This window comes from bacterium (assembly GCA_020444065.1).
Lineage (GTDB): Bacteria > Sumerlaeota > Sumerlaeia > SLMS01 > JAHLLQ01 > JAHLLQ01.
In genome coordinates this window covers 151,089-172,834 of sequence record JAHLLQ010000009.1, presented here as the reverse complement: position 1 = coordinate 172,834, position 21,746 = coordinate 151,089, and the positions used below count along the sequence as shown (strand labels likewise).

General features: G+C 59.2%; 12 protein-coding genes. 7 read left to right on the top strand and 5 right to left on the bottom strand.

What is annotated here, in order from left to right; translation table 11 throughout:
* Positions 1 to 27: 27 nt before the first annotated feature.
* Positions 28 to 2,733 carry a formylglycine-generating enzyme family protein gene (locus KQI84_18095; GenBank protein ID MCB2156793.1) on the top strand — a complete coding sequence of 902 codons (2,706 nt, stop codon included), beginning with the start codon at positions 28 to 30 and terminating at the stop codon, positions 2,731 to 2,733.
* A gap of 1,188 nt (positions 2,734 to 3,921) precedes the next feature.
* On the opposite strand, the gene gyrB is transcribed toward KQI84_18095, so the two are convergent.
* Positions 3,922 to 6,519 (bottom strand): DNA topoisomerase (ATP-hydrolyzing) subunit B, encoded by a 2,598-nt coding sequence (gene gyrB / locus KQI84_18090; protein ID MCB2156792.1) that lies wholly within the window; start codon positions 6,517 to 6,519, stop codon positions 3,922 to 3,924.
* Between the two features lie 348 nt (positions 6,520 to 6,867).
* On the opposite strand from gyrB, the gene KQI84_18085 reads away from it, so the two are divergent.
* From KQI84_18085 to KQI84_18070, 4 genes are all read left to right on the top strand, one after another.
* On the top strand, positions 6,868 to 7,629 hold the full coding sequence (locus KQI84_18085; GenBank protein MCB2156791.1) for an alpha/beta hydrolase: 762 nt from the start codon (positions 6,868 to 6,870) through the stop codon (positions 7,627 to 7,629).
* Positions 7,630 to 7,823: 194 nt separating this feature from the next.
* Positions 7,824 to 10,103, top strand: a complete 2,280-nt coding sequence (locus KQI84_18080) for a hypothetical protein (protein MCB2156790.1) — start codon at positions 7,824 to 7,826, stop codon at positions 10,101 to 10,103.
* 80 nt (positions 10,104 to 10,183) lie between these two features.
* Positions 10,184 to 11,863 carry an ABC transporter permease subunit gene (locus KQI84_18075; GenBank protein ID MCB2156789.1) on the top strand — a complete coding sequence of 560 codons (1,680 nt, stop codon included), beginning with the start codon at positions 10,184 to 10,186 and terminating at the stop codon, positions 11,861 to 11,863.
* Positions 11,864 to 11,872: 9 nt separating this feature from the next.
* Positions 11,873 to 13,408, top strand: coding sequence for an ABC transporter permease (locus tag KQI84_18070; GenBank protein MCB2156788.1), 1,536 nt, complete (start codon positions 11,873 to 11,875; stop codon positions 13,406 to 13,408).
* Here KQI84_18070 and KQI84_18065 read toward each other — a convergent pair.
* The 3 genes from KQI84_18065 to KQI84_18055 all read right to left on the bottom strand — a co-directional run bounded on the left by KQI84_18065 (position 13,402) and on the right by KQI84_18055 (position 18,600).
* Positions 13,402 to 15,327, bottom strand: a complete 1,926-nt coding sequence (locus KQI84_18065; protein ID MCB2156787.1) for a response regulator — start codon at positions 15,325 to 15,327, stop codon at positions 13,402 to 13,404. The genes KQI84_18070 and KQI84_18065 overlap by 7 nt on opposite strands.
* Positions 15,328 to 15,387: 60 nt before the next feature.
* A complete protein-coding gene (locus tag KQI84_18060) occupies positions 15,388 to 16,830 on the bottom strand; it encodes a PAS domain S-box protein (GenBank protein MCB2156786.1) in 1,443 nt (480 codons plus the stop codon).
* Positions 16,831 to 16,998: 168 nt separating this feature from the next.
* Complete coding sequence (locus tag KQI84_18055) at positions 16,999 to 18,600, bottom strand: radical SAM protein (protein MCB2156785.1); 1,602 nt, start codon at positions 18,598 to 18,600, stop codon at positions 16,999 to 17,001.
* A 163-nt stretch (positions 18,601 to 18,763) separates the two neighbouring features.
* On the opposite strand from KQI84_18055, the gene KQI84_18050 reads away from it, so the two are divergent.
* Together KQI84_18050 and KQI84_18045 are read left to right on the top strand one after the other, a co-directional pair.
* The gene (locus tag KQI84_18050; GenBank protein MCB2156784.1) at positions 18,764 to 19,852 is read left to right on the top strand and encodes a hypothetical protein; all 1,089 of its coding nucleotides are present in this window, start codon (positions 18,764 to 18,766) and stop codon (positions 19,850 to 19,852) included.
* The gene (locus tag KQI84_18045) at positions 19,849 to 21,258 is read left to right on the top strand and encodes an MBOAT family protein (protein MCB2156783.1); all 1,410 of its coding nucleotides are present in this window, start codon (positions 19,849 to 19,851) and stop codon (positions 21,256 to 21,258) included. The genes KQI84_18050 and KQI84_18045 overlap by 4 nt, the downstream gene beginning before the upstream one ends.
* Positions 21,259 to 21,265: 7 nt before the next feature.
* On the opposite strand, the gene KQI84_18040 is transcribed toward KQI84_18045, so the two are convergent.
* Positions 21,266 to 21,736 (bottom strand): hypothetical protein, encoded by a 471-nt coding sequence (locus tag KQI84_18040; GenBank protein MCB2156782.1) that lies wholly within the window; start codon positions 21,734 to 21,736, stop codon positions 21,266 to 21,268.
* Positions 21,737 to 21,746: the final 10 nt, after the last annotated feature.

Genomic DNA, 21,746 nt, shown 5'->3' with positions numbered 1-21,746 from the left:
TTGTCGCCAGGATCGGAGGGATTCGGGATGAGAACACTTCTGCTTATACTGTGTCTGATCTGTGTGAATGGGGTCTGCGGCGATGCTGTGCCTGCCGACTTCACTGCCATCCTCCCCGGCGGCGTTGAGCTGCCCCTGATCTTTGTCCGCGCGCCGCGGGGATCGGATGAAGGCACGGGTATCACACGCGATTTCTACATGGGCCAGTTCGAGATCACGAACGGCCAATGGCAAGCTCTCACTGGCTCCACGCCCACCGGCGAATCGGGCGATCCGGAGTCACCGGACTTCTTGAAACCGGCCACCAACATGACGCAGGACGAGGCTGTGAACTTCGTGAAGACTCTCGGTGACTATCTGCGCGCTGAGTACCCCGAGGTCTTTGCCGGGGCGGCGCTACCGTCGGTCGATCAGTGGGAGTACGCCTACGCGGCTGGGACAACCACGGACTACTACTGGGGTGATGACCCACGCCACACGGCGATAGGGAACTACGCCTGGTTCGAGGACAATGCGAACGGCGTAAAACAACCAGTTGGAGGCAAGCTCCCAAACGCCTGGGGTCTCTACGACATGAGTGGCAATGTGGCCGAGTGGACGACCTATCGGCGTGAGACCTGTGTGGCTCCGGATCCCCCTTGGGATCCGGATGGGCACTGGTATAGCTACGTAAGAGCTTACGGAGGAAGCAGCGACAGCGCTGCCGATTCTTGTACAGGTACATCAAGGGAATCGTTTGGCTTGAACGAGACTGTACCGAGTTGCTTCGACTTGCTCCATGACCTAGCTTGGTTGAGTGCCCAATCGAATCTCGTCGGCTTGCGCGTAGTTGTCTTCCCAGCAACGCCGGTGCCGTTGGTGAATCCCGATCCAGTGCCAGTCACATTCGATTTCGAGAGAGATCGCGAGGGATGGAAGCCATTCGGTTGGCCTCCGTTCGATGCCCCCGGGTTCTCGAGCACGATTGGCGAACCAGGGACGTTGAACATGACGGCCACATCGAATTCCAACCTCGTCGGCATCTGGCAATCCCCCGCCTTCGAGGTTGCCGAATCCGATGCTACCCTTCGCAATTCCAGCAGCATTCGACTCACCGTCGATCGGGCCGATGGCAACACGATCTTCAAGGCATCCTGTAGGATTTTGAGCGACCAGAATGACGCCTCCATCGTTCCCACGTTCCGCATTCGCATGACAACGCAGAACGCTCAGCAATCCGACGTCCTTGTTGTCGAATCAAATGCAGGAGGCACCTACTCCCCACGGCAAATCGGTTCCTACTACGACCTCTACTTCTCTCCGCCCGCCACATGTTCCATCTTTGAACTGTATTTCGATATGCTGAATTTCTCTCCGGAGGACTCGAACACCGCGACACTTAAGCTGGATCACGTTTCCATCGCCCCCCTGTCGGACTCCAGCCTTTCTCAATCCCGCGTCGAACGGGTTTATGATTTCGCGAATGGAACGGATGGCTGGCAGCACTTCGACATTCCAGGTCTGTTTGATCCTCCGGAATTCTCTTATGATTCAGACGGACAGCGACTCTCTGTTTCGCCATCCGATTCGAATGAGTACCAATTCGGATTCTGGGGTTCCTCCCTCGACCCGGAGAATAACGTCCTGATCGAACCCGGCAGGATGTACTACGGGATCTTCACAATCGCTAGTGATTACGAAGATCCTCAGTTGGCCCCGACCTTCCGACTTCGCATGAATGAATCGCTCTTCCGCACGGGACGCTACACGGTTGTTGCCCCCACAGGGCAGGCCTTGAACACGCCGACCTTGGGCAATTCCCGGCAGTATACAGTCTACTTCCCTCCGAACATGGGCGTGGGCGAGAGTCTGCTCGAGTCTCTTGACTTATTGGCCGATCCGGAGCACCAGATACTTGATCCGGATGGTTCCTTCTTCCTGGAGAGCGTTGAGATTCGCTCGGCACCAACAGAAGTCACCATCATGCTCCCCGGCGATGTCCCTCTCACGTTTGTTCCCATCCCCTCCGGCAGCTTCCTGATGGGGAGGTATCCGGGAGAGCAAGACAGCTACGGCTACGAAGCTCCGCAACATCTAGTTGACATTGACCACTCCTTCTACATGGGGAGATATGAGGTCACGAAAGGGCAATGGAAGGCGTTGATGGAAACAGAGCCATGGGCGGAAGAGGCTACTGCTATTCCCCACTATACCTTGCAACCCGCGAGCTATGTTTCATGGGATGACGCCCAGGACTACATTGCGGTACTCAACGACTATGTTCGGGCTACAAACCAGGGATCCTTCCGCGTGCGACTTCCTTCTGAAGCAGAATGGGAGTACGCCTGTCGGGCGGGCACAACAACGAGGTTCTATTGGGGGGATGATCCCAACTACGAGATAGTATACGGTTTCGCTTGGAACAGGCACAATACTGGTGAGGAATACGCGCATGCCATAGGACAGAAGCTCCCAAATTCCTGGGGCCTCTATGACATGAGCGGAAACGTGGGAGAATGGTGTCAGGACGAGGTTCATACCAACTATGTAGGGGCCCCATCTGACGGGTCAGCTTGGGAAGGTGATCTGAGTGAAACCGCGCGGATCGAACGTGGTGGGAACTTCGAGCTGGGCGGAATTGCGTGCCGTTCTGCCTTTCGCGACCCTGTCTCTTTTGCTGACACGGCATGGCGAAACGAAGGATACGGCTTCAGGCTCGCTGGATATTGGGATGTCGGAGAAGGAGCAAAATGAATCCGCAGCCTGAGGGCTGATTGGGCACAAGTCCATCCTTTCTTTCACTAACACCCAGGCCCAACGGGCCGGCGATTCCTTAGCCCAGGCCGCAGGCCTGGGTACCCGGATCGGCCCGTCTCCGCGGCCTGAAGGGCTGCGGTCACCGATGATGTGTCGCCCCTTCAGGGCTCGAAATAACGGACGCGCCTGAACCCCAGCCCGATGGGCTGGGCTAAGGGATGACGCGCCGTTGGCGCTCAAGAATGTTCCGCCCATTCGTTTGAATCCAATTCCACCAACACCCCGTGCCCAACGAGGCAATGAATCCGTTGGCGCTCAGGTGTTCGATAGGGAATGCGGCAATCGATTTCAACAACACGCTCGGGCTACCCGCCTGGATTTCAAACTGTGGTGAGCCTTACAACGTGACTGCCATTCCCGCCGGACCCCAAGGCCCAACGGGCCGGTGATTCCTTTGCCCAGGCCGTCAGGCCTGGGTTCCCGGGATCGACCCACGTCCGCGGCCTGAAGGGCCGCGATGCAGGATGATGTGTCGCCCCTTCAGGGCTCGAAAAAACGGACGCGCCTGAACCCCAGCCCGATGGGCTGGGCTAAGGGATGACGCGCCGTTGGCGCTCAAAACAGCACTGTGCATTCGCTGGGATTCGACCGACGCCTCAGACGCGATGGCCTGGAAATTCAATGGGCCTGCAGGGACGTTTCGTTCTACTGCCCCAATCCACTTCCACCAATACACAAAGGCCCAAAGGGCCGGCAATTCCTTAGCCCAGGCCGCAGGCCTGGGTTCCTGGATCGGCCCACGTCCGCGGCCTGAAGGGCCGCGACCACGGATGATGTGTCGCCCCTTCAGGGCTCGAAAAAACCAACGCGCCTCGAACCCAGCCCGATGGGCTGGGCTAAGGGATGACGCGCCGTTGGCGCTCAGCGGTTTGCCTCAGAATACAGCAGCCATTTCCACCCATCCCCAGGCCCAACGGGCCGGCGATTCCTTAGCCCAGGCCGTCAGGCCTGGGTCCCCGGACGGACCCACGTCCGCGGCCTGAAGGGTCGCGACAAATGACAATGGGCGAGAAGCCATAACAGCCTCTCGCCCATCGCGATTGCTATTTTCTCTTACTCGCCACTAGCCACTCGCCACTAGCCACTAGCCACTAATCACTAGCCACTACCCACTCGCCACTGCTCCTACACGTCGAGGTTCTGCACTTCCGGGGCGTGGCGTTGGATGAAGGCGCGGCGTGGAAGGACTTCGTCGCCCATCAGCGTGGTGAACATCTCGTCCGCCGTGACGACGTCTTCGAGCTTCACCTGCAGCAGGCGGCGCGTCTTCGGATCCATCGTGGTCTCCCACAACTGCCCCGGGTTCATTTCGCCGAGACCTTTGTAGCGCTGGATCTGAATGCCGCGCGCACCGATGTCCTTCACGCGATCGAATACTTCGACGATCGAGTGACACGGGTGCTCGGTCTTGCCCTTGTCGTGGACAAAGAAGGGAGCGGCTTCGTCCGTTCCACCTTCACCGCGGTCCAGGTGACTGACATCGAACAGGCTCAGGTCGAACTTCATCTTCTCGAGCGCCTTGACGATCGCTTCGATCTCCTTGCCCTCCGGCAGCTCGTAGAAATCGATCGGCACGACCGGTTCCTCGACGGCCTCGGCGGCATCCTGCTCGACATCTTCTTCGTCGCCGGCGCTGAATAGATCGCTGCCATTGCCTTTGACCTTCTGCTCTTCCTCTTCCTCGCCGTTGCCGTTGCCGTTGGAGGAAGCGGCTTCTTCTTCCAGTGCTGCCAGTTCCTTCTCGGTATAGGCCCACACCTGCTCGTCGCCACGCATGGCCATCCCGATCGGATAGCGGCCTCTTTCGTCGCGCTTCTCAAGGAAATCGATCAGATTAACGGTCTTGCGGCGGAGAATCCCGCCCAGCTTGTCCAGGTCCATCATCATGTCGCAGAACTGGCGGATCTGGCTCTTGCTCAGTTCGGTGCCGTTCGCGCTGCCGTTGCGCACGATGACCGTGGCGTCCTCGATGCCTTCGTCCAGAAGGAAGCGATCCTTCTGCATTTCGGTATCCAGGTACTGCTCGCGGCGGCCCTTCTTGATGCGATACAGTGGCGGCTGCGCGATGTAGATGTGGCCGCGCTCGATCAGTTCCAGGAACTGGCGATAGAAGAACGTCAGCAACAGCGTGCGAATGTGCGCGCCGTCGACGTCCGCGTCCGTCATGATGATCAGCTTGTGATAGCGCAACTTCGAGACGTCGAAGTTTTCTTTGATACCCGTGCCGAGCGCCGTGATGATCGTGCGGATTTCCTCGTTGGAAAGCACGCGATCGATGCGGGCCTTCTCGACGTTGATGATCTTGCCTCGCAGCGGCAGGATCGCCTGGAAGTGCCGGTCGCGTCCCTGCTTGGCGGAGCCGCCGGCGGAATCGCCCTCGACCAGGTACAGCTCGGCCATTGCCGGATCGCGCTCTGCGCAGTCGGCCAGCTTGCCGGGCAACGCGCCGGTTTCCATCGCCGACTTGCGGACGATTTCGCGGGCGCGCCGCGCCGCCACACGGGCCTGCGCCGCCGTGATCGACTTCTCGACAATCTTCTTCGCTTCGCGCGGATTCTCTTCCAGCCACTCCATCATGGCGTCGTTCACAAGTCCTTCGACGACGCCCTGAATTTCCTGGTTCAGAAGGCGGCCCTTGTTCTGACCTTCGAACTGCGGGTCAGTCACGCGAACGCTGATGATGGAGACGAGGCCTTCGCGCACGTCGTCGCCGGAGAGCGAATTGCTGCCCTTCAGCTTCTTCAGCAAATCGTTCTTCGTCGCGTAGCGGTTGATCGTCGTCGTCAGCGCGCGGCGGAATCCCGTCAGGTGCGTGCCGCCGTCGCGCGTGTTGATCGAGTTCGCGAAACTCAGTTCGCGCGTATCGTAGCTGTCGTTGTACTGCAGCGCCACCTCCACCTGGATCGTGTCGGTGACTTCTTCCTTGTTGCTGCGGCGCACATATTCGCGCTCGCGGTTGAAGTACACCGGCTTGTGAACCAGTTGGCGCGCGGCGTTCAGGTGCCGCACAAACTCCGTGATGCCGCCCGTGTAGCGATAGCTGTGAGATTTGCCGCTGCGCTCGTCCTCGATAGAAATCGTGATGCCCGGGTTCAGGAAGGCAAGCTCGCGGAAGCGCGTGCTCAGCGTATCGAAGTTGAACTCGATCGTCTGGAAGATCGTCGGATCGGGCTTGAAGCGGATGCGTGTGCCGGTCTTGCGCGACTTGCCAATCGCCTCCAGCGGCTTCGTCACCTTGCCGCCGTTGTCGAATCGCATGAAGAACGTCTCGCCGTTACGACGCACCTCGACTTCCATCCACTCGGACAAGAAGTTCACGACCGCGGCGCCCACGCCGTGAAGGCCGCCGGAGTACTTGTAGGCGTCCTTCTTGAACTTGCCGCCCGCGTGCAGGATGGTCAGCACGACCTCGACGGTCGACTTGCCCTTCTGCTGCGGGTGTTCCTTCACAGGGATACCGCGGCCATTATCGACAACTGTTACTGAGTTGTCGTAATGGATGACTATCTGGATCGTGTCGCAGTAGCCGCCGAGGGCCTCGTCGATCGAGTTATCGATGATCTCGTAGACCAAGTGGTGCAGACCCAGCGAGTCCGTGTTCGAGATGTACATGGCCGGACGCGTGCGGACCGCTTCGCGCCCTTCCAGGACTTGGATTGAGGACTCGTCGTAGGACTGGCCGACTGGTTTGTTCTTCTTGTTCGCTTTCTTCTCAGGACTCAACAGAGCAACTCCGGACTGGATTCAAGAGGGGTTCGGACCGAAGCTCGCAATGATGCCGCGAGACTGGGCCACTTCGCGCTTCGATTTGGAAAATGTTGGGGGAAAAACAAGGCCCGACCCGTCAAGCGCAAAGGCATGATGACTTTCTGCGGGCAGCCGCCGATTGTCAAGTCCAGGGGCTCTCGAAAATGCAACTTTTTTGACTTGCAAACCTTTGATAATTCTAGACTTGCAAAGTCCACGGCCGGTGCTTGAAATTCATGGCCGGAAACCCGCTTGAAAGCCTTGTCCCGGACTCTCGAATGCGGTTTGCTGTCGGCAAAGACTTCGCCTGGAGATTGGCTCGAAGTGACCGCCAAGGACCCGAAATCCTGGATACTAACCGACCGTGGATCCGGCCCTCCGGTGATCCTGCTGCCGGGCCTTGCTCTCGATGAACGTCTGTTTGAGCCTATCCTCGGCTGCCTGACGGATCGCTTCCGAGTGGTGGTGGTTCGAATCGCCCAGGCGGGGTCGCTGCCCGCCGCCGCGCGCCGGATCGAAGCTGTTGCAGACGCCTGTGGATTCTCCCGCTTCGCCCTCGGTGGCCTGTCGATGGGCGGTTACGTCTGTTTCGAATTCGCCCGCCTGGCTCCGGAGCGCCTCCGCGCCCTTTGCCTGATGAACACGGCCGCGAAGGGCGACTCCGTCCTGGCAGCGGCACGTCGCCGGTCCGTCGTGCGCCTGTGCGAGCGCGGTCGCTATGACCTCGTGGTGAGGCCGTTCCTGAACCGGATCCTCTCGCCCCGCCACGCGGCCAATCCGGAAATCGCCGCCCGAGTCCTGGCAATGACCAACGATGCCGGACCGGAGACGATGTCGGCGGATACGCAAGCCATCGCCGCCCGCGGCGACTACGACGCCGTGCCCCCGATAATCAGGTGTCCAACGATGATCCTGTGTGGCTACGACGACATGCTGACGCCGCCGAAGGAATCCGAGCGCATGGCAGCGGCCATCTCGGGCTCCGAACTCCACATTCTCGACGATTGTGGCCACCTTTCGCCCCTGGAACAGCCCCGCGCCGTCGGGCACATCCTGGCCCACTTCCTGGAAGGCGTGCATCGATAGCCGAGTCGGGCACAGCGTCCGCCACCATCGACCAGCCATTCCCTGCTTGCAGTGGGGCCCCGGCCCAATGACACTCTTTGGGTTCAAGGCCAGTCCCGGGAGTAATGCACACACCCGGGGTGATCTGTGTTGGTGTCCGACGAGACTCGCGAACCGCGCAGCGGCCTATCCTTTTCGGGAGACGATGACGACCCATGATGTTCAAGAACGCGACAGCTTTGCGGCGCCCGGCGATTGTGGCGCTGCTGACGATGCTTTCCATTTCCTTCCTGATCGGCTGCAGCGGCGGCGAGAAGGCCAGCAACAGTCCCAACAGCGAGACAGCCACCGCACAGACCGAGAACAAGAACGATTCCCCCCAGGTCATCGATGAGGCCGCAACGGAGGATGAGTCTGTCGAACAGGCCGAGGAAGTTCGCACCGCGAAGCTGAGCGATTACGTGAAGCCGTCGATCCTCGACGAGTGGAATCCGGATGTCCCCGAAGGCATGCGCGGCAAAGCCGAGCCGATTCGCGGTGGCGTGCTGCGCGTGCGGTCCCCAAGCGACTTCCAGGAACTGAACCCGATGACAAGCACTGGCCAGCCCGAAGCGCTGGTCGAGCGTCTGATCTTTGACGACCTGGTGAAGCAGGACTTCGATACGCTCGAGTACTTCCCCTGGACCGCCTGGGCCTTCGAGAAGGCCGACCTGATGAAGACGAAGGGCGGCGAGGTGCAGGAAGGCATCTTCCTGGAACTCGGCGAAGAAAACGATTCGAATTCAGAAGTGGCCTTCGTCCCCGGCGCCAAGCGCTACACATTCAGCAAGTACGATCTCGCAGCCGTCGATGTCGAAGGCGGTTCGCTGACCCTGAAGGACAAGTGGGGCGGCGCGACCTATCACGGCAAAATCAACACGATGCCGACCACGTACGAAGTCAACACAGGCTACGATCCTGCGAACAAGAACAACGTCGTACGCGTAAAGATGGGCGACCTCGACACATGGCGCGATCGCGTCGGCGGCGAGATCACTGACCGCCCCTACCGTAAGCAGGAGTGCGCGTTCTACTTCCACATTCGCCCGGGCGTGACATGGCAGGATGGCGAACCTCTGACGGGCGAGGACGTGAAGTTCAGCTACGAAATCGCGATGAACCTGAACGTCAACGCACAGCACATTCGGAATTACCTGGAAGATGTGACCATGTGCGAAGTTCAGAACGACGGCACGACGGTTCACTTCCAGGCCCGCAAACCATACTTCAATCAGTTTGCCGCTCTCGTCGGCATTCTGCCGGTGCTGCCGCGCCACGTCTTCAATCCCGATCAATACGGCGGTGACGAGAAGGCCCTTGGCGACGCGTTCAACTCGCATCCGTTCCGCACGAAGCCGCTGGGAACGGGGCCGTTCAAGCTCGTGAGTTGGGACCAGGGCTCGTCGCTCGTTCTCGAACGCAACGACAATTTCTGGGGAAGCCAGTTGCCCGCCGAATCGCTGCACAAGTGGGAGCCGAATCAGCCCTACATGGATCGCATCATCTTCGCGATCATTATGGAAAAGACGGCGTCGTTGAAGGAACTGCAGAAGGGCAGCATCGATGCGGACATGGACATCGAGCCGGATCAGTGGTTCCTGGATGAAACAAACACAGACGATTTCAAGGAACGCATCGTGCGCGCGAAGCGCTACGGCTTCCTGTACACGTACGTTGGATGGAACTGCGCCCGCCCGCTCTTCGAGGACAAGGACGTGCGCATGGCGCTGAACATGTTGATCCCGCGCCAGAAGATTGCCACCGACATTCACAAGGGCCTTGCAGAATTGGTCACCGGTCCGTTCTACAGCCGCGGCCCGGGCTACGATCCGAACGTCCCGCAGGTTCCATACGATCCTGAGAAGGCCAAGCGCATGCTGCGCCGCGCGGGCTGGTTGGATCGCGATGAAGACGGTGTGATCGAAAAGGAAATCGACGGCGAGATGGTTCCGTTCGAGTTCCAATACATGATTCACAGCGCACGCGACTATCACCAGAAAGTTGCCGACATCGTGAAGGAACACATCGAGCAGGCCGGCATCAAGGTGACGATCAAGCGACTCGACTGGACGGTGTTCAGCGAGGAGGTTCGCGAGAAGAACTTCGACGCCGTGCGCTTCGCCTGGGGCACAGCGCTTGATCCGGACCCGTATCAGATCTGGCACTCCAGCCAGATCAAGAACAAGGGCGACAACTTCGTTTCCTTCCAGAACGACGAAGCGGATCACCTGATGGTTCAGATGCGCGAGACATTCGACCCGATCGAGCGTTGGGAGATGGCGCGCAAGATCCATCGCCTCGTCGCCGAAGACCAGCCGGTGTGCTTCCTCTACGGATTCTACGAGACCTACTTCTACAATCGCGGACTGCAGGGCGTGAAGCTGTATCCCTCTACGTATCCCTACGACTTCCGCGAATGGTGGTGGGCGGACGCCGATCGCCGATCCCAGAACTAGGTCGTGGTTTTCCAGGGGCGGAGCCCGCAAGCGACTCCGTCCCTCTTTTCTTTACCCTTTGACAGTCACGAGGCCAACGCGTGTTTCAGTATATCATAAAGCGTCTGCTCCTGATGTTGATCACCTTGTTCGGCATCATGGTGATCACATTCGTCCTGACTCGGCTGACGCCCGGCGAACCCGCGGCCGTCGGCCAGAAAGCCACCGCCAGCAGCACGGTCGGCTACGAGGACCTGATTGAGCAGAATCGCCGCATGCTGGGTCTCGACAAGCCCATGCTGTTCAATCTGAACTTCGAGGATCGCGAGTTTCTGGCGCGCCGCGCGCTACATGACTTCCTGCGCCCCTCAAAGTTCTGGCAGGACGATGCGTCGAAGCGCCTGCGCATGGTTAGCACAATCGCCATGAAGCCTGCGCTCGACATGGCCGATCGCTTGAGCAAAGTCGACGGCCCGATCGATCACGAGTTCGAACCAACCAACGATCTCGACAAGCAAGTCGATGTCGAGCAAAGCATGCAGCGACTGGTGGAACTGATGCCGGCGTTGGCACAGCATCGCCCGGAGGGTCTCGGCGAGAAGCCCGTCGACGAGCAGTTAGCGTACTGGAAGAAGTGGTACGACGAGAACGAGGAACGTTTCGAACCTGCCAAGGTCGAGCAAACGGTCCAGAGCTACCTGGATGGCAACGTCGAAGCGACCGACGTGCAGAAGCTCGGTGGCTACACGATTCCACTCTTAGTGAAGGGACTCGAGTCGCCGGACGACGCCGTGGTGCTGCGCGCGAACAATGCGCTCAGCGGCCTGACGGGTTTCAACTTCCTCAGCCAGCCGGCAGCATTCAAGGAAGAGAAGCCTGAGATCATCCAGCGCTGGAAGACGTTCTACAATCGCGAGAGCATTCGCTTCCGCGACTTCAACACGTTCCAGGATGTCATGCACATTCTGACGAATACGCAATTTGGCGTGTGGACTGCCCAGGTCGTGAAGTTCGATTTCGGGACCTCCTACAAGCACAAACGTTCGGTCACGCGCCTGATGCTGGAGCGCATTCCCGTGTCGGTGATGCTGGCGGGACTTTCGATCTTCTTCTCGTACCTGATTTCGATCCCGCTGGGGATCTTCTCCGCCGTCAAACGCGGTTCCGGCACGGATAAGCTGGTGACCGTCGCGCTGTTCGTTCTCTACGCGCTGCCGACGTTCTGGGTCGCTCAGATGCTGCTGCTGACGCTGACTGGCGGGCCAACGCCCTGGGGCGGCGAGTGGCCGGAGCTCTTTCCAACGCGCGGTATGAACAGCGAAGGACTCGATTGGCGCACTGCCGACCCACAGGCCATCAAAGATCTGATCCTGCACCTGATCCTGCCTGTCACATCGCTGACGTACGGCAGCCTCGCCTTCCTGTCTCGCCAAATGCGCAGTTCCATGCTCGAGTCAATCAGTCAGGACTACGTGCGCACGGCCGAAGCAAAGGGCCTGCACCCGCGCGTTGTGATCTTCAAGCACGTCCTGCGCAACTCCTTGATTCCGATCATCACGCTGTCGGCAACGTTGCTGCCGCAGCTCTTTGCGGGCTCCATCATTATCGAATCGATCTTCTCGATTCCAGGTATGGGGCTCCTGTCTTTCGAAGCGATTCTCTATCGCGACTATCCCGTTGTGAACGCGATTCTGGTGTTCTCGGCCGCGCTGACGCTGGTGGGTATTCTGATCGCCGACCTGTCCTATGCGCTGGCCGATCCGCGGATCAAATACGAGTGAGGTACTGCATTGACTGAGGAAACGAAAACTCCCCAGGAAACCCCCGAGCAGAAGCCCCAAGGGCCTGGCTCGCCGCGATCCTATTGGGAATTGGTGGGGCAGGATTTCCGTCGTAATCGACTCGCCATGTTTGGCCTGCTGATCGCGTGGCTGGTCGCCACGATCGGTGTGTTCTGCCCATTGATCGCCAACTCGCGCCCTCTGTACGTGAAGGCGATTTTCCTCGATGACTACGATGAGAATTACTTTGTCATTCTCGACTATGCACAACGCATGGACGCTGCGCTTGCCAAGGGAGATGAGTCCGAAATCCGCAGTCTCGTTTCAGGGATGGAAGACACGTTCGATCGCATCGAGAATCATCTGAAGACGGACAAGCACGGTCGCCTGCACGAGCTCTCCGGACAGATTGCGGCTTACTTCCGCGCGCCTTCCAACGGTGGCGAAGAAACCTACCAGACAGCACTCGCCTCATTCGAGGAGGAGTTCGACTACTCGAACGTCGAACTCGTTCCACAGAAACGCTTCCCCGCCACGCGAACACTGACGCCCGGGGAGATCATTTTCATCTTCCTCTACATCTTCTTCCACATCATGTGGTTCAATCGAAAGCGCTTCAAGAAAGCATGGCGTTTCATGCTCGCCGTGGCGATTCCAACGGCGATTTGCGCAACCATCTGGATGATGATCTGGCCGCCTGTGCAGGACACATACCCCTATCGCCGACTGATCGAGTCGCAAGAGTTCAAGGACTCTGGATGGAGCGTTGTCCGCACGATGGTGCCATACGGCGAGAATGAAAACCTGACCGCCGAAAATCGCCAGGCGCCGACCTTCCTGCTGCCGAAGGCCGAGTACGTCGACAACCAGCACTACCATGTTCTGGGCACCGATACGAACGGGCGCGATGTGCTGTCTCGCATGGTCTACGGCGCGCGTATTTCGATGTTGATCGGCATCGTGGCGGTGTCGATCTACGTCACGATCGGAATCATTCTCGGAGCGTTGGCGGGATATTATGGCGGCTGGGCCGACCTGATCATCTCGCGCCTGATCGAGATCGTCCTGTGTTTCCCTGTGCTGTTCCTGATCCTTGCCGTTCAAGCCTATCTGAAACCGAGCATCTTCAACATCATGGCGGCATTAGGACTTGTGTGGTGGACTGGCGTGGCGCGTCTCCAGCGCGGTGAATTCCTGCGTATTGTGAACCAGGACTTCGTGCAGGCCGTTCGCGGACTCGGCGGTTCGAACATGCGCATCATCTTCCTGCACATTTTGCCGAACGCCCTCGGGCCGATCCTCGTAATGATCAGCTTCGGTATCGCGGGATCGATTCTGGTGGAATCGGCGCTGTCATTCCTCAGCTTCGGCGTGCCGCAACCGATGGCCTCCTGGGGCGATCTGCTGAATAACGGGCGCAACGATGTGCAGGGAACGTGGTGGCTGACCGTGTTCCCGGGCTTCGCAATCTTCCTGACGGTGACGTGCTTTAACCTTGTGGGCGAAGGCGTCCGCGACGCACTCGATCCTCGGCGCGATCACTGATCGGACAAGAGACTCTCGATCATCGCCAACAGCTTCTTCGAGGAATACGGCTTCGGCAGCAATGCCGCCTGGTCCTCCGGGAGATGCTGCCGCTCAATCACTTCGTTATCGAATCCTGTTGTGAAGAGCACCGGCAATCGCGAACGAATAGCCCGAATGGCGCGATAGACTTCGTCTCCGTTCTTCTTGGGCATCATCACATCGACAACTGCGAAATCGAATGCCGCCGCGGTCTTTTCGAAGAGCGCGATCGCTTCTTCACCGTCGCGTGCTTCGATGACTTCGTAGCCGCCGCGCTCCAGGATTGACCGAGCCAGACGCCGCACCTGGTCATCGTCTTCCGCCAGCAACACGCACCGGCCTTCGCCGGGCTGCGGTTCATGATCGAATCGCGGATCCTTGCTCTGCCGCTGCGACGATGTGTGCGCGGGGAGATAAATATCGAACGTAGCACCTTCGCCGACAGTGCTATTCACCTCGATAAAGCCACCGTGCCGCTCGACAATTCCGTAAACCGTCGCGAGTCCAAGGCCGGTTCCCCATCCCGTTTCCTTCGTCGTGAAGAAAGGCTCGAAAACGCGGTCTAGGTTCTTCTTCGGAATGCCGCACCCGGTGTCCGAAACGCGCAGCCGAACATGGGCTCCAGGCCGTGCATTCGCACGACGCTCGGCATTCAGTTCACTCATCACACAATTCTGCAAGCTCACGGACAAGGTCCCACCGTTGGGCATCGCATCGCGCGAGTTGATGCAAAGGTTCATCAAGACCTGTTCGATCTGACCCGGATCTGCGGAAACGCGATGCAGCCCGTCTTCGATTTCGCTTTCGAGTTCAATGTGGTCGCCAATCACGCGACGAATCAGCAGCAAACACTGCGGCAGGTACTGAGAAAGGTCGAGTTCACTCAACTCGAGCTCATCCCGTCGGCTGAAGATCAGAAGCTGGCGCACAAGGTTTGTAGCGCGCTTCGTCGCCCGCGAAATCTCACGCAGGTTTTCTGCAACGGGCGAGGCGGGTCCGGTTTCGTCGATGACGAGTTCGACATTGCCGCCGATGACCTGCAGCAAGTTGTTGAAGTCGTGCGCGATTCCGCCGGCCAGCTGACCGATGGCCTGCATCTTCTGCGCCTGGCGCAGTTGCGTCTGCAGGGCAACCTCGCGCGTCATGTCGCGCGTGTTGCAGATCAGCGTCTGGATCTTGCTGTCCTTCACGATCTCCGGCGCAATCAACGTCTCGTAGTAATGAACGCCATCCGGTAGTTCGTACGCGAAACTCAGTCGGCGCGGCTTGCCGGAACGGAAGACGGCCTTCAGGCTCGCATTCCATCTCTTGATCAATTCCGGCTTCATCTCCAGCTCGTCGCTGGTTCGACCAATGAAGTCCTCAAACGGAATCCCGGTCGCTTCGCAGGTCGCCTGATTCACGAAGAGGTGCCGTAACTGGCGATCGTAGCGGGCGATCAAGTCGGGCGTCGTGTCGACGATAGCCTGCAACTGGCGCGTTCGATCGAGCAGTGCTTCCTCTGCGATGCGGCGATTCCGGCGGCTGCGTGCTTCGCGCACCTCGCGCTGGATCGCCGGCGCCAGGCGAATCAGGTTCTCTTTCAGAACATAGTCCTGCACGCCGGCCTGCATCGCTTCCACGGCACGCTCGTCGCCGATTGTCCGCGACACCAGAATAAATGGAACGTCTTCATTCTTCTCACGAACGATCTTGAGCGCATCGAGCCCGTCGTAATCTTCCAGCCGGTAGTCCGCGAGAATAACATCCCACTCCTCGGACATGGCTTCCTTCACTTCATCGGCAGTCATGACGTGCTGGTGGTCGATGTTCAACTCGGCCTTCTCGAGCGCACGCAGCAGAAGAAGGAGATCGTTCTCGGAATCCTCGATGATCAATGCTCGAATCTTGTCGGACATTATGGATGGCCCGCCTCTCCGTGGCCCCTGAGCCGCTCGCACCTCTTCATCAGACTCCCCTCATGACCGCCCGTCAGGCAGTGTGAAATAGAATGTCGCACCTTCTCCCGGTTTGCTGCGCGCGATAATCTCTCCCCCGTGCCGGGTGACAACACGTTGAGCCGTGGCCAACCCGATCCCCGTGCCGGGGAAATCGGCCTCCCTGTGCAGGCGCTGAAACGGTGTGAAAAGCCGGTCCGAAAGATCCATATCGAAGCCAACTCCATTGTCGGCCACGAAGTATGCGCATACCCCGGATGGATTTTCAAGCCCGTCGGGCAGCGAATCGCATCGCCCGAACTCAATCCGAGTCTCGCCGCTCTTGGTCGTGAACTTCCAGGCGTTCCCGATCAGGTTTTCCAGCAGCACGCGCATCAGCCCCGGATCGGCCCGGCCCACAAGGCCGCCCTGCACTAAACACTGGACATCCCGCGTCGAGTCCCGCCGACGAAGCTCTTCGAAAACCCCGCGAGCAATACTCGACAAGTCCGTTTCACACATGTCCATCTGTTGCCGAGACGTTCGGGACAGCAGCAAAAGATCGTCGATCAGCCGCCGCATGTGAGTCGTCGAACTCAGGATGCGATTCAGATAGTCGAGCCCCTTGCTGCCGATCTTGGGTCCGTGATCCTCGAGGACGGCCTTGCCGAAGCCCTCGATCGCGTCCAGCGGCGCCCGCAGATCGTGGGAAACGGAGTAGGAGAAGGCTTCCAACTCGCGGTTCGCCAACTGCAACTGCCACGTGCGATCCTCGACCTTTTGTTCCAGGTCCTCGTTCAGTTGGCGAATCTCCTCCTGCCGCTGCTTCAACTCGGTGATGTCTTGCGCAATGCCGACGGCGAAGAGGTACTTGCCCTCGTTGCCTCGGATCGACGCCACCGTCAAGAACGTCGGGACAAATCCCCCGTCACTTCGCATGTAGCGCTTTTCCATGCTGTATTGAGTCCGCTTACCGGCCGCCAGCTCTGCATACAGGCGCCCATCCTCTTCCAGGTCGTCGGGATGCGTAATCTCCCGGATGTGCTTCCCTTCCAATTCGCCGACCTTGTAGCCCAGCATCTTTGCCATGGCCGGGTTGCCGATGCCGATTGTGCGATCGCTCCGCACGGTCACCACGCCGACCGGCGCGGCCTCGAAGATCGCACGGAACTTGCGCTCGCTGGCGTGCAGCGCCTGCTCGGAATCGAGAATCTGGGCGGAGAGCTTCTCCTCCTCGCGACGGGCCTTGTCGCGAAGCATCGTGTAGCGCGTCAGCTCTCGGTGAATCAGCAGGAACAGCAAACCTGCAGTCGCAGCGATGTAAGCCCAGCCCTTGTACGTCTGGGCCATGCTGAGACTCTCGGCGTCCTTGAAGTAGAGTTCGAGGGCGGAGTCCGAAAAGAATATCCACAGCGCGCCGACAATCGCGTAGATGACGGTGACTCGACCTGCACCGATGAGAATGGAACGCGTCTGGGCATTCATCGGAATCGCTTTCTGAAGCCCACAAAGATTGGACAGCTCCGCGAAGGAACTGCCGATCGGAGAATCCCAAGTGCGATACAACTCATGCATAAGCGCAATATTCGGCCGAATCAAGCGCTATGGGGCACGAAATGCCTATTTTTGCATAGAAGAGTGAGGGCGAGGCACTCAGGAGGAGGCGGAAGACTCCGCCGCTTCGGGCTTCGATCGAGCCGTGAGCTGGCGCAGCCGGCGGGCGCCGGCCTTGATGTACTGCAGGGTGTTCTTCGGGCCGCCGGCGCGCACCAGCATCCGCCCGATATAAGTGGGGCGCAGGTACATCTTCAGCAGATGTTCGCGCCGCCACTTCACCAGGTCGGCGCTGGAAATCCCCGACAGCGTCTGGACGCCACCGGTCGCATAGCCGGCCCGCGCCGGGTCGTAATCCTGCTCGAACAACTTCTCGCGCACGGCGATTTCGTGCAGTTCAGTCCCGGGCAACGGCGTCGCGATGTTGAAGTCGAAGAAATCCGGATTCAACTCGCGCAGAAATTGGTAAGTGCGTTCGAGCGTCTCGTCCGTCTCCCACGGCAGGCCGATCACCATAAATGCGTGCGTCCGCAGGCCGTTGCGCTTGCAGACGGCGATCGCTTCGCGCGCCTGATCCAACGTCGCGTTTTTCTTCATACGATCCAGCATGTCCTGGTCGCCGCTCTCGATTCCGAACGCCACGACCCAGCAGCCGGCGCGCTTCATCGCCGCGGCGCGCTCGTCATCGATCGTATCCACACGGCTGTTGCAGCCCCAGTGAATATCCAGCCCGGCATCCACGATGCCGTTACACAGCTCCAGCAGCCAGCGCTTATTGATCGTAAACGTATCGCCGTGGAAGAGGAACTCGCGCAGGCCGTACTTCTCCACGCATTCTTTCAACTCCGCGACGATGTTCTCCGGCTTGCGCGCGCGAACCGTGAAATCTGTCAAAACGCCGGCCGGGCAGTAGATGCACGCCGATGGGCAGCCGCGATTGCCGTGCACGACCGTCAGTGGATTGCCGGTCTCGGGCGAGGTGTAGACTTCGTTCTTCAGCAAATGCCGCGCGGGCAACGGAAGACCGTCGAGATCCTGCTGCAGGTCGCGCTTTCCCGTGAAGTACACCGCCTGGGCCTCGGCGCCGGCCTGGATTGCGGCGGGTGTCTCAGGCGGTAAGCGCTTACGCTTCCGCGCCGCCACTTGGGCCTTGCCCTCCGGCGTCACGAGCGAATCCTCGCGCTCCTCGCCAACGCGCTCCAGCAAGTCGGAGCGGAAATGAATGCCCTTCACGCGACAGAACGGCGTGCCTCCCGCCAGTTCCGCCACGGCTTCTTCCGCCTCGTTCGGCAGGACGATGTCCAGCTCCGGATGGTCGACAAGAACCGTCGCGGCATTGACGATCAGCGTCTCGCCCTTGGCCATCGTCAGAATGTCAGGGAGGAGTTCCTTCGCCAGGAAACAGGTCTGCAGATCGCCATCGAGCGTCGCCGTGGTCGAGTTGACCACCAGTCCATCTGGCTTGAATTCGCCCAGATCGCGGCGATAGTCGTCCCAACCGCGCCCCGTGGCGGGATAGTCCTCGATGCGGCACTCCACGCCCTTGCGCTCCGCACAGGCGGCCGCCATCGCCAGATCCATCGGCGGAAAGACGATCTGAACGGTCTGGTCTTCGACCGTACACTGGCAACGATCGTCCCGGCGGTACAGCCCCGTCGGCGGATTGATCAGCAGAAGTCTGGAAATGCTCTCACGGCCCATAGCGCGGGGAGGATGGGCAAGACGCGTGCCTCAGGCAAGGGAGAAAAGGGGCGGCGACCTGAAGCCACGCGTCCCGAACCACTGGATGATCGCCGTTGCGGTCCGGCTTGGGGGGCTGGTATGAGCCCACGATTTCTGCGACAAGGGGGACGGGCAGCACGGCGTGAAGAAGAAGCTCTCCAAGATTCTGAAGGTCCTCGCTGCGGCAGTGCTGGCTCTCGCTGTGATGGAAGTCATCCTGCGCCTGGCGGTGACGTACCCGATTCCTCTTCGGCTGGATCCGAACCTCGGGTGGATCGCCCGCGAGGGCTCCCTGCTGATCGATGGGACCGAGGGCTACGGGGTGTCGCGCGCCGGGCAATACGGCTGGCGAGGTGGGCACATTCCTCCTGTGCCCGACGGCGGGTTCCGCATTCTCGTAATTGGCGATTCCATCACCGAAGCGATGCAGGTGCGCGACGAGGTGACGTTCTGCAACCAATTGGAGCAGCGCCTGCGTGAAGCGCACCCCGGCGTCCAGGTCGTCAACGCCGGGTCAAGCGGGTGGTCGATGCCGGATGTGCTGGGGAATGCGGCGTTCTTCGAGGAGAAACTCGACCCCGATCTGGTCGTCGTTCAGGCGGCGTGGCGGGATCTGACGTCGAACGCCATCGGCAAGGGCCAGGGCTTCTGGGAAATCGCCGGCGAAGGCAAAGACATCCACCTTGTACAGAATGACCCGAGCGGCGGCCGAGTGCTGACGAACCCGATCCTTGGACCCTTGTACTGCCACTCTGCGCTCGCCAGGTACGGGCTCTTCCGATTGAAACTCTATCTAGGCCAGAAGCAGGACGCGCCCCCGAAGAAAGAGGGGAAACCCGAAGTCAAGTCGCCCGAAGTCCCGCAGATCGAGCGAGATCGCGCGGATTGGGAGTTGCGGGAACTGGCCGCGCGCTTCCCGGTTCCCGTGGTGCTCCTCGACGTTCCCGGCTACCCGGCCGTGAACTCGAACGGAATCGCGATCGAACCACCGCCGATCGAGCAGGAACAGCGGCGAGTGTATCGAGCGCTGGCAAAGAAGCATCATCTTACGTACGTTCGCCAGGCGAGCTTCTACGGGCTATACGCCTCCGACCAGGAGTTTGGACGAGGCTTCAGTCGCCATAATCCGGCGACAGGTCATTTGAATCCGCGCGGGCACGCGCTCATCGCCGATGCGCTGGCGCAGGCGCTGGAACCGATCATTAACCGGGAGGCTCCGGCAGCCCCGTGATCTTTTCCAGTCTCGCCTTCTATATCTTCTTCGCAGTCGTCCTGCTGGTGACATTTCTTCTTCGGTCGAATCGACAGAAGAAACTCTTCCTGCTCGCGGCAAGTTACTATTTCTACGGCTACTGGGACTGGAGATTCCTGGGGCTGATCCTCTTCTCGACGATCGTCGACTTTCTGGCCGGCGGCTATTTGCTGAATCACCCGAATGGTACCCACCGCAAGCGTGTTCTCGCGATCAGCCTGGCAACGAATCTCGGCCTGCTCGGCTTCTTCAAGTACTTCAATTTCTTCGTCGACTCAGCCAATGAAATCCTGAGCGGATTCGGTGTCGGCGTGTCGAATCTCGACATTATCCTGCCGGTCGGGATTTCGTTTTATACTTTCCAGACGATGAGTTACTCCATTGATGTCTACTTTGGAAAGATTAAGAACAAGCCCGCCTTTATCGACTTTGCACTCTTTGTCGCTTTCTTTCCCCAGTTGGTGGCAGGCCCAATTGTGCGTGCCGCCGATTTCCTTCCGCAGCTCAATCATCCCATTGCACTGAAGCGAGAGAATCTCTCCACGGGCGCAAAGTGCTTCTTGCTCGGTCTCGTCAAGAAAGTCCTGATCGCAGACCGGATGGCGATGTTTGTCGATCCCGGTTTTCACAATTACCAGGTCTGGAGTTCCGGCACGCTCTGGCTGATCATGATTGCCTATGCGATCCAGATTTACTGCGACTTCTCCGGCTACTCCGACATGGCCATCGGAGCCGCGCGAATGCTGGGGTTCGATCTCGGTATCAACTTCCGAATGCCGTATGTTTCAACAAACATCACGGAGTTCTGGCGCCGGTGGCACATCTCGCTCTCCACGTGGCTACGGGACTATTTGTATATTCCGCTCGGAGGTAATCGCAAAGGGCGCCGCCGAACTTATATTAATCTGATGACGACCATGACGCTCGGCGGCCTCTGGCACGGGGCCTCGTGGAATTTCGTCATGTGGGGAATCCTGCACGGAATTGCGCTGGTTCTTCACAAACTGAAGATGGAGATCTGGGGGAAAGGACCTCTGCTGCCCGGCAAGATCGGCGCCGTCATCGGATGGACAGGAACTTTCGTTTTCGTGCTTTGCACGTGGGTGTTCTTCCGCAGCCCCGATTTCTCACAATCGCTGCTGATGATTTCCGGAATGTTCGGCCTGAACAACTTCGGATTCCTCGAATGGTATTTCACGCCGCTCGTTCTGATCGTCCTGCCGCTTGTGATCTTCAGTCACTACCTGGGAGAATACCGACACGTGCACATCCAGGACCTTTCCTTCGAACGAGTCCCCCACCTCGCCCTAGCCTTCCTTGCCCTGCTGTGCGTATACTACTTCTCACCCCTGGGCGTGACGCCGTTTATCTACTTTCAGTTTTAGCTATCTGCTAAGGATAAAGCAGATACATCGTAAGTCGATCTTCATCCTCCACGAGCCAATACGCTCCGCGTCGGCGGTCGGGGCGGGTTCCGATAAGGTAGGCTTTACTCAACTCGTTGTAGCCCTCATACACCCAAGTTATCGCGCGGTCGTTTGAGATTTCACCGATTAACTCTCCATAATCGTACTCCCTTTCCTGAACCTCGACGTTACGCGTCAGCTCCTTCAGGTCACGAGGGTCGAGCTTGATCGTGTAGATGATAATAACTCCGGTCGCCTCCGTGATCCCTTTTGCCCGCTCCACCACAACGGAGGCGGGCAGTTCCTCCAGGTCAAAGACACCTTTGACGATTTCCATGTGTCGGTCGGTGATTGAGATAGGATGAACAAGGGAGTTGCCAATGCACCCCGCGCGAGACAGAAAGACCAGAATCCCGAGGCAGCAAACGGAAATCCCAAGTACCATTTTCCCGGACATGAGTCGCTCC

Coding starts and splice junctions, on each gene's coding strand:
- KQI84_18065 (MCB2156787.1), bottom strand. CDS start 15,327: ATGTCCGACAAGATTCGAGCATTGATCATCGAGGATTCCGAGAACGAT.
- KQI84_18095 (MCB2156793.1), top strand. CDS start 28: ATGAGAACACTTCTGCTTATACTGTGTCTGATCTGTGTGAATGGGGTC.
- KQI84_18060 (MCB2156786.1), bottom strand. CDS start 16,830: ATGAATGCCCAGACGCGTTCCATTCTCATCGGTGCAGGTCGAGTCACC.
- KQI84_18040 (MCB2156782.1), bottom strand. CDS start 21,736: ATGTCCGGGAAAATGGTACTTGGGATTTCCGTTTGCTGCCTCGGGATT.
- KQI84_18055 (MCB2156785.1), bottom strand. CDS start 18,600: ATGGGCCGTGAGAGCATTTCCAGACTTCTGCTGATCAATCCGCCGACG.
- KQI84_18080 (MCB2156790.1), top strand. CDS start 7,824: ATGATGTTCAAGAACGCGACAGCTTTGCGGCGCCCGGCGATTGTGGCG.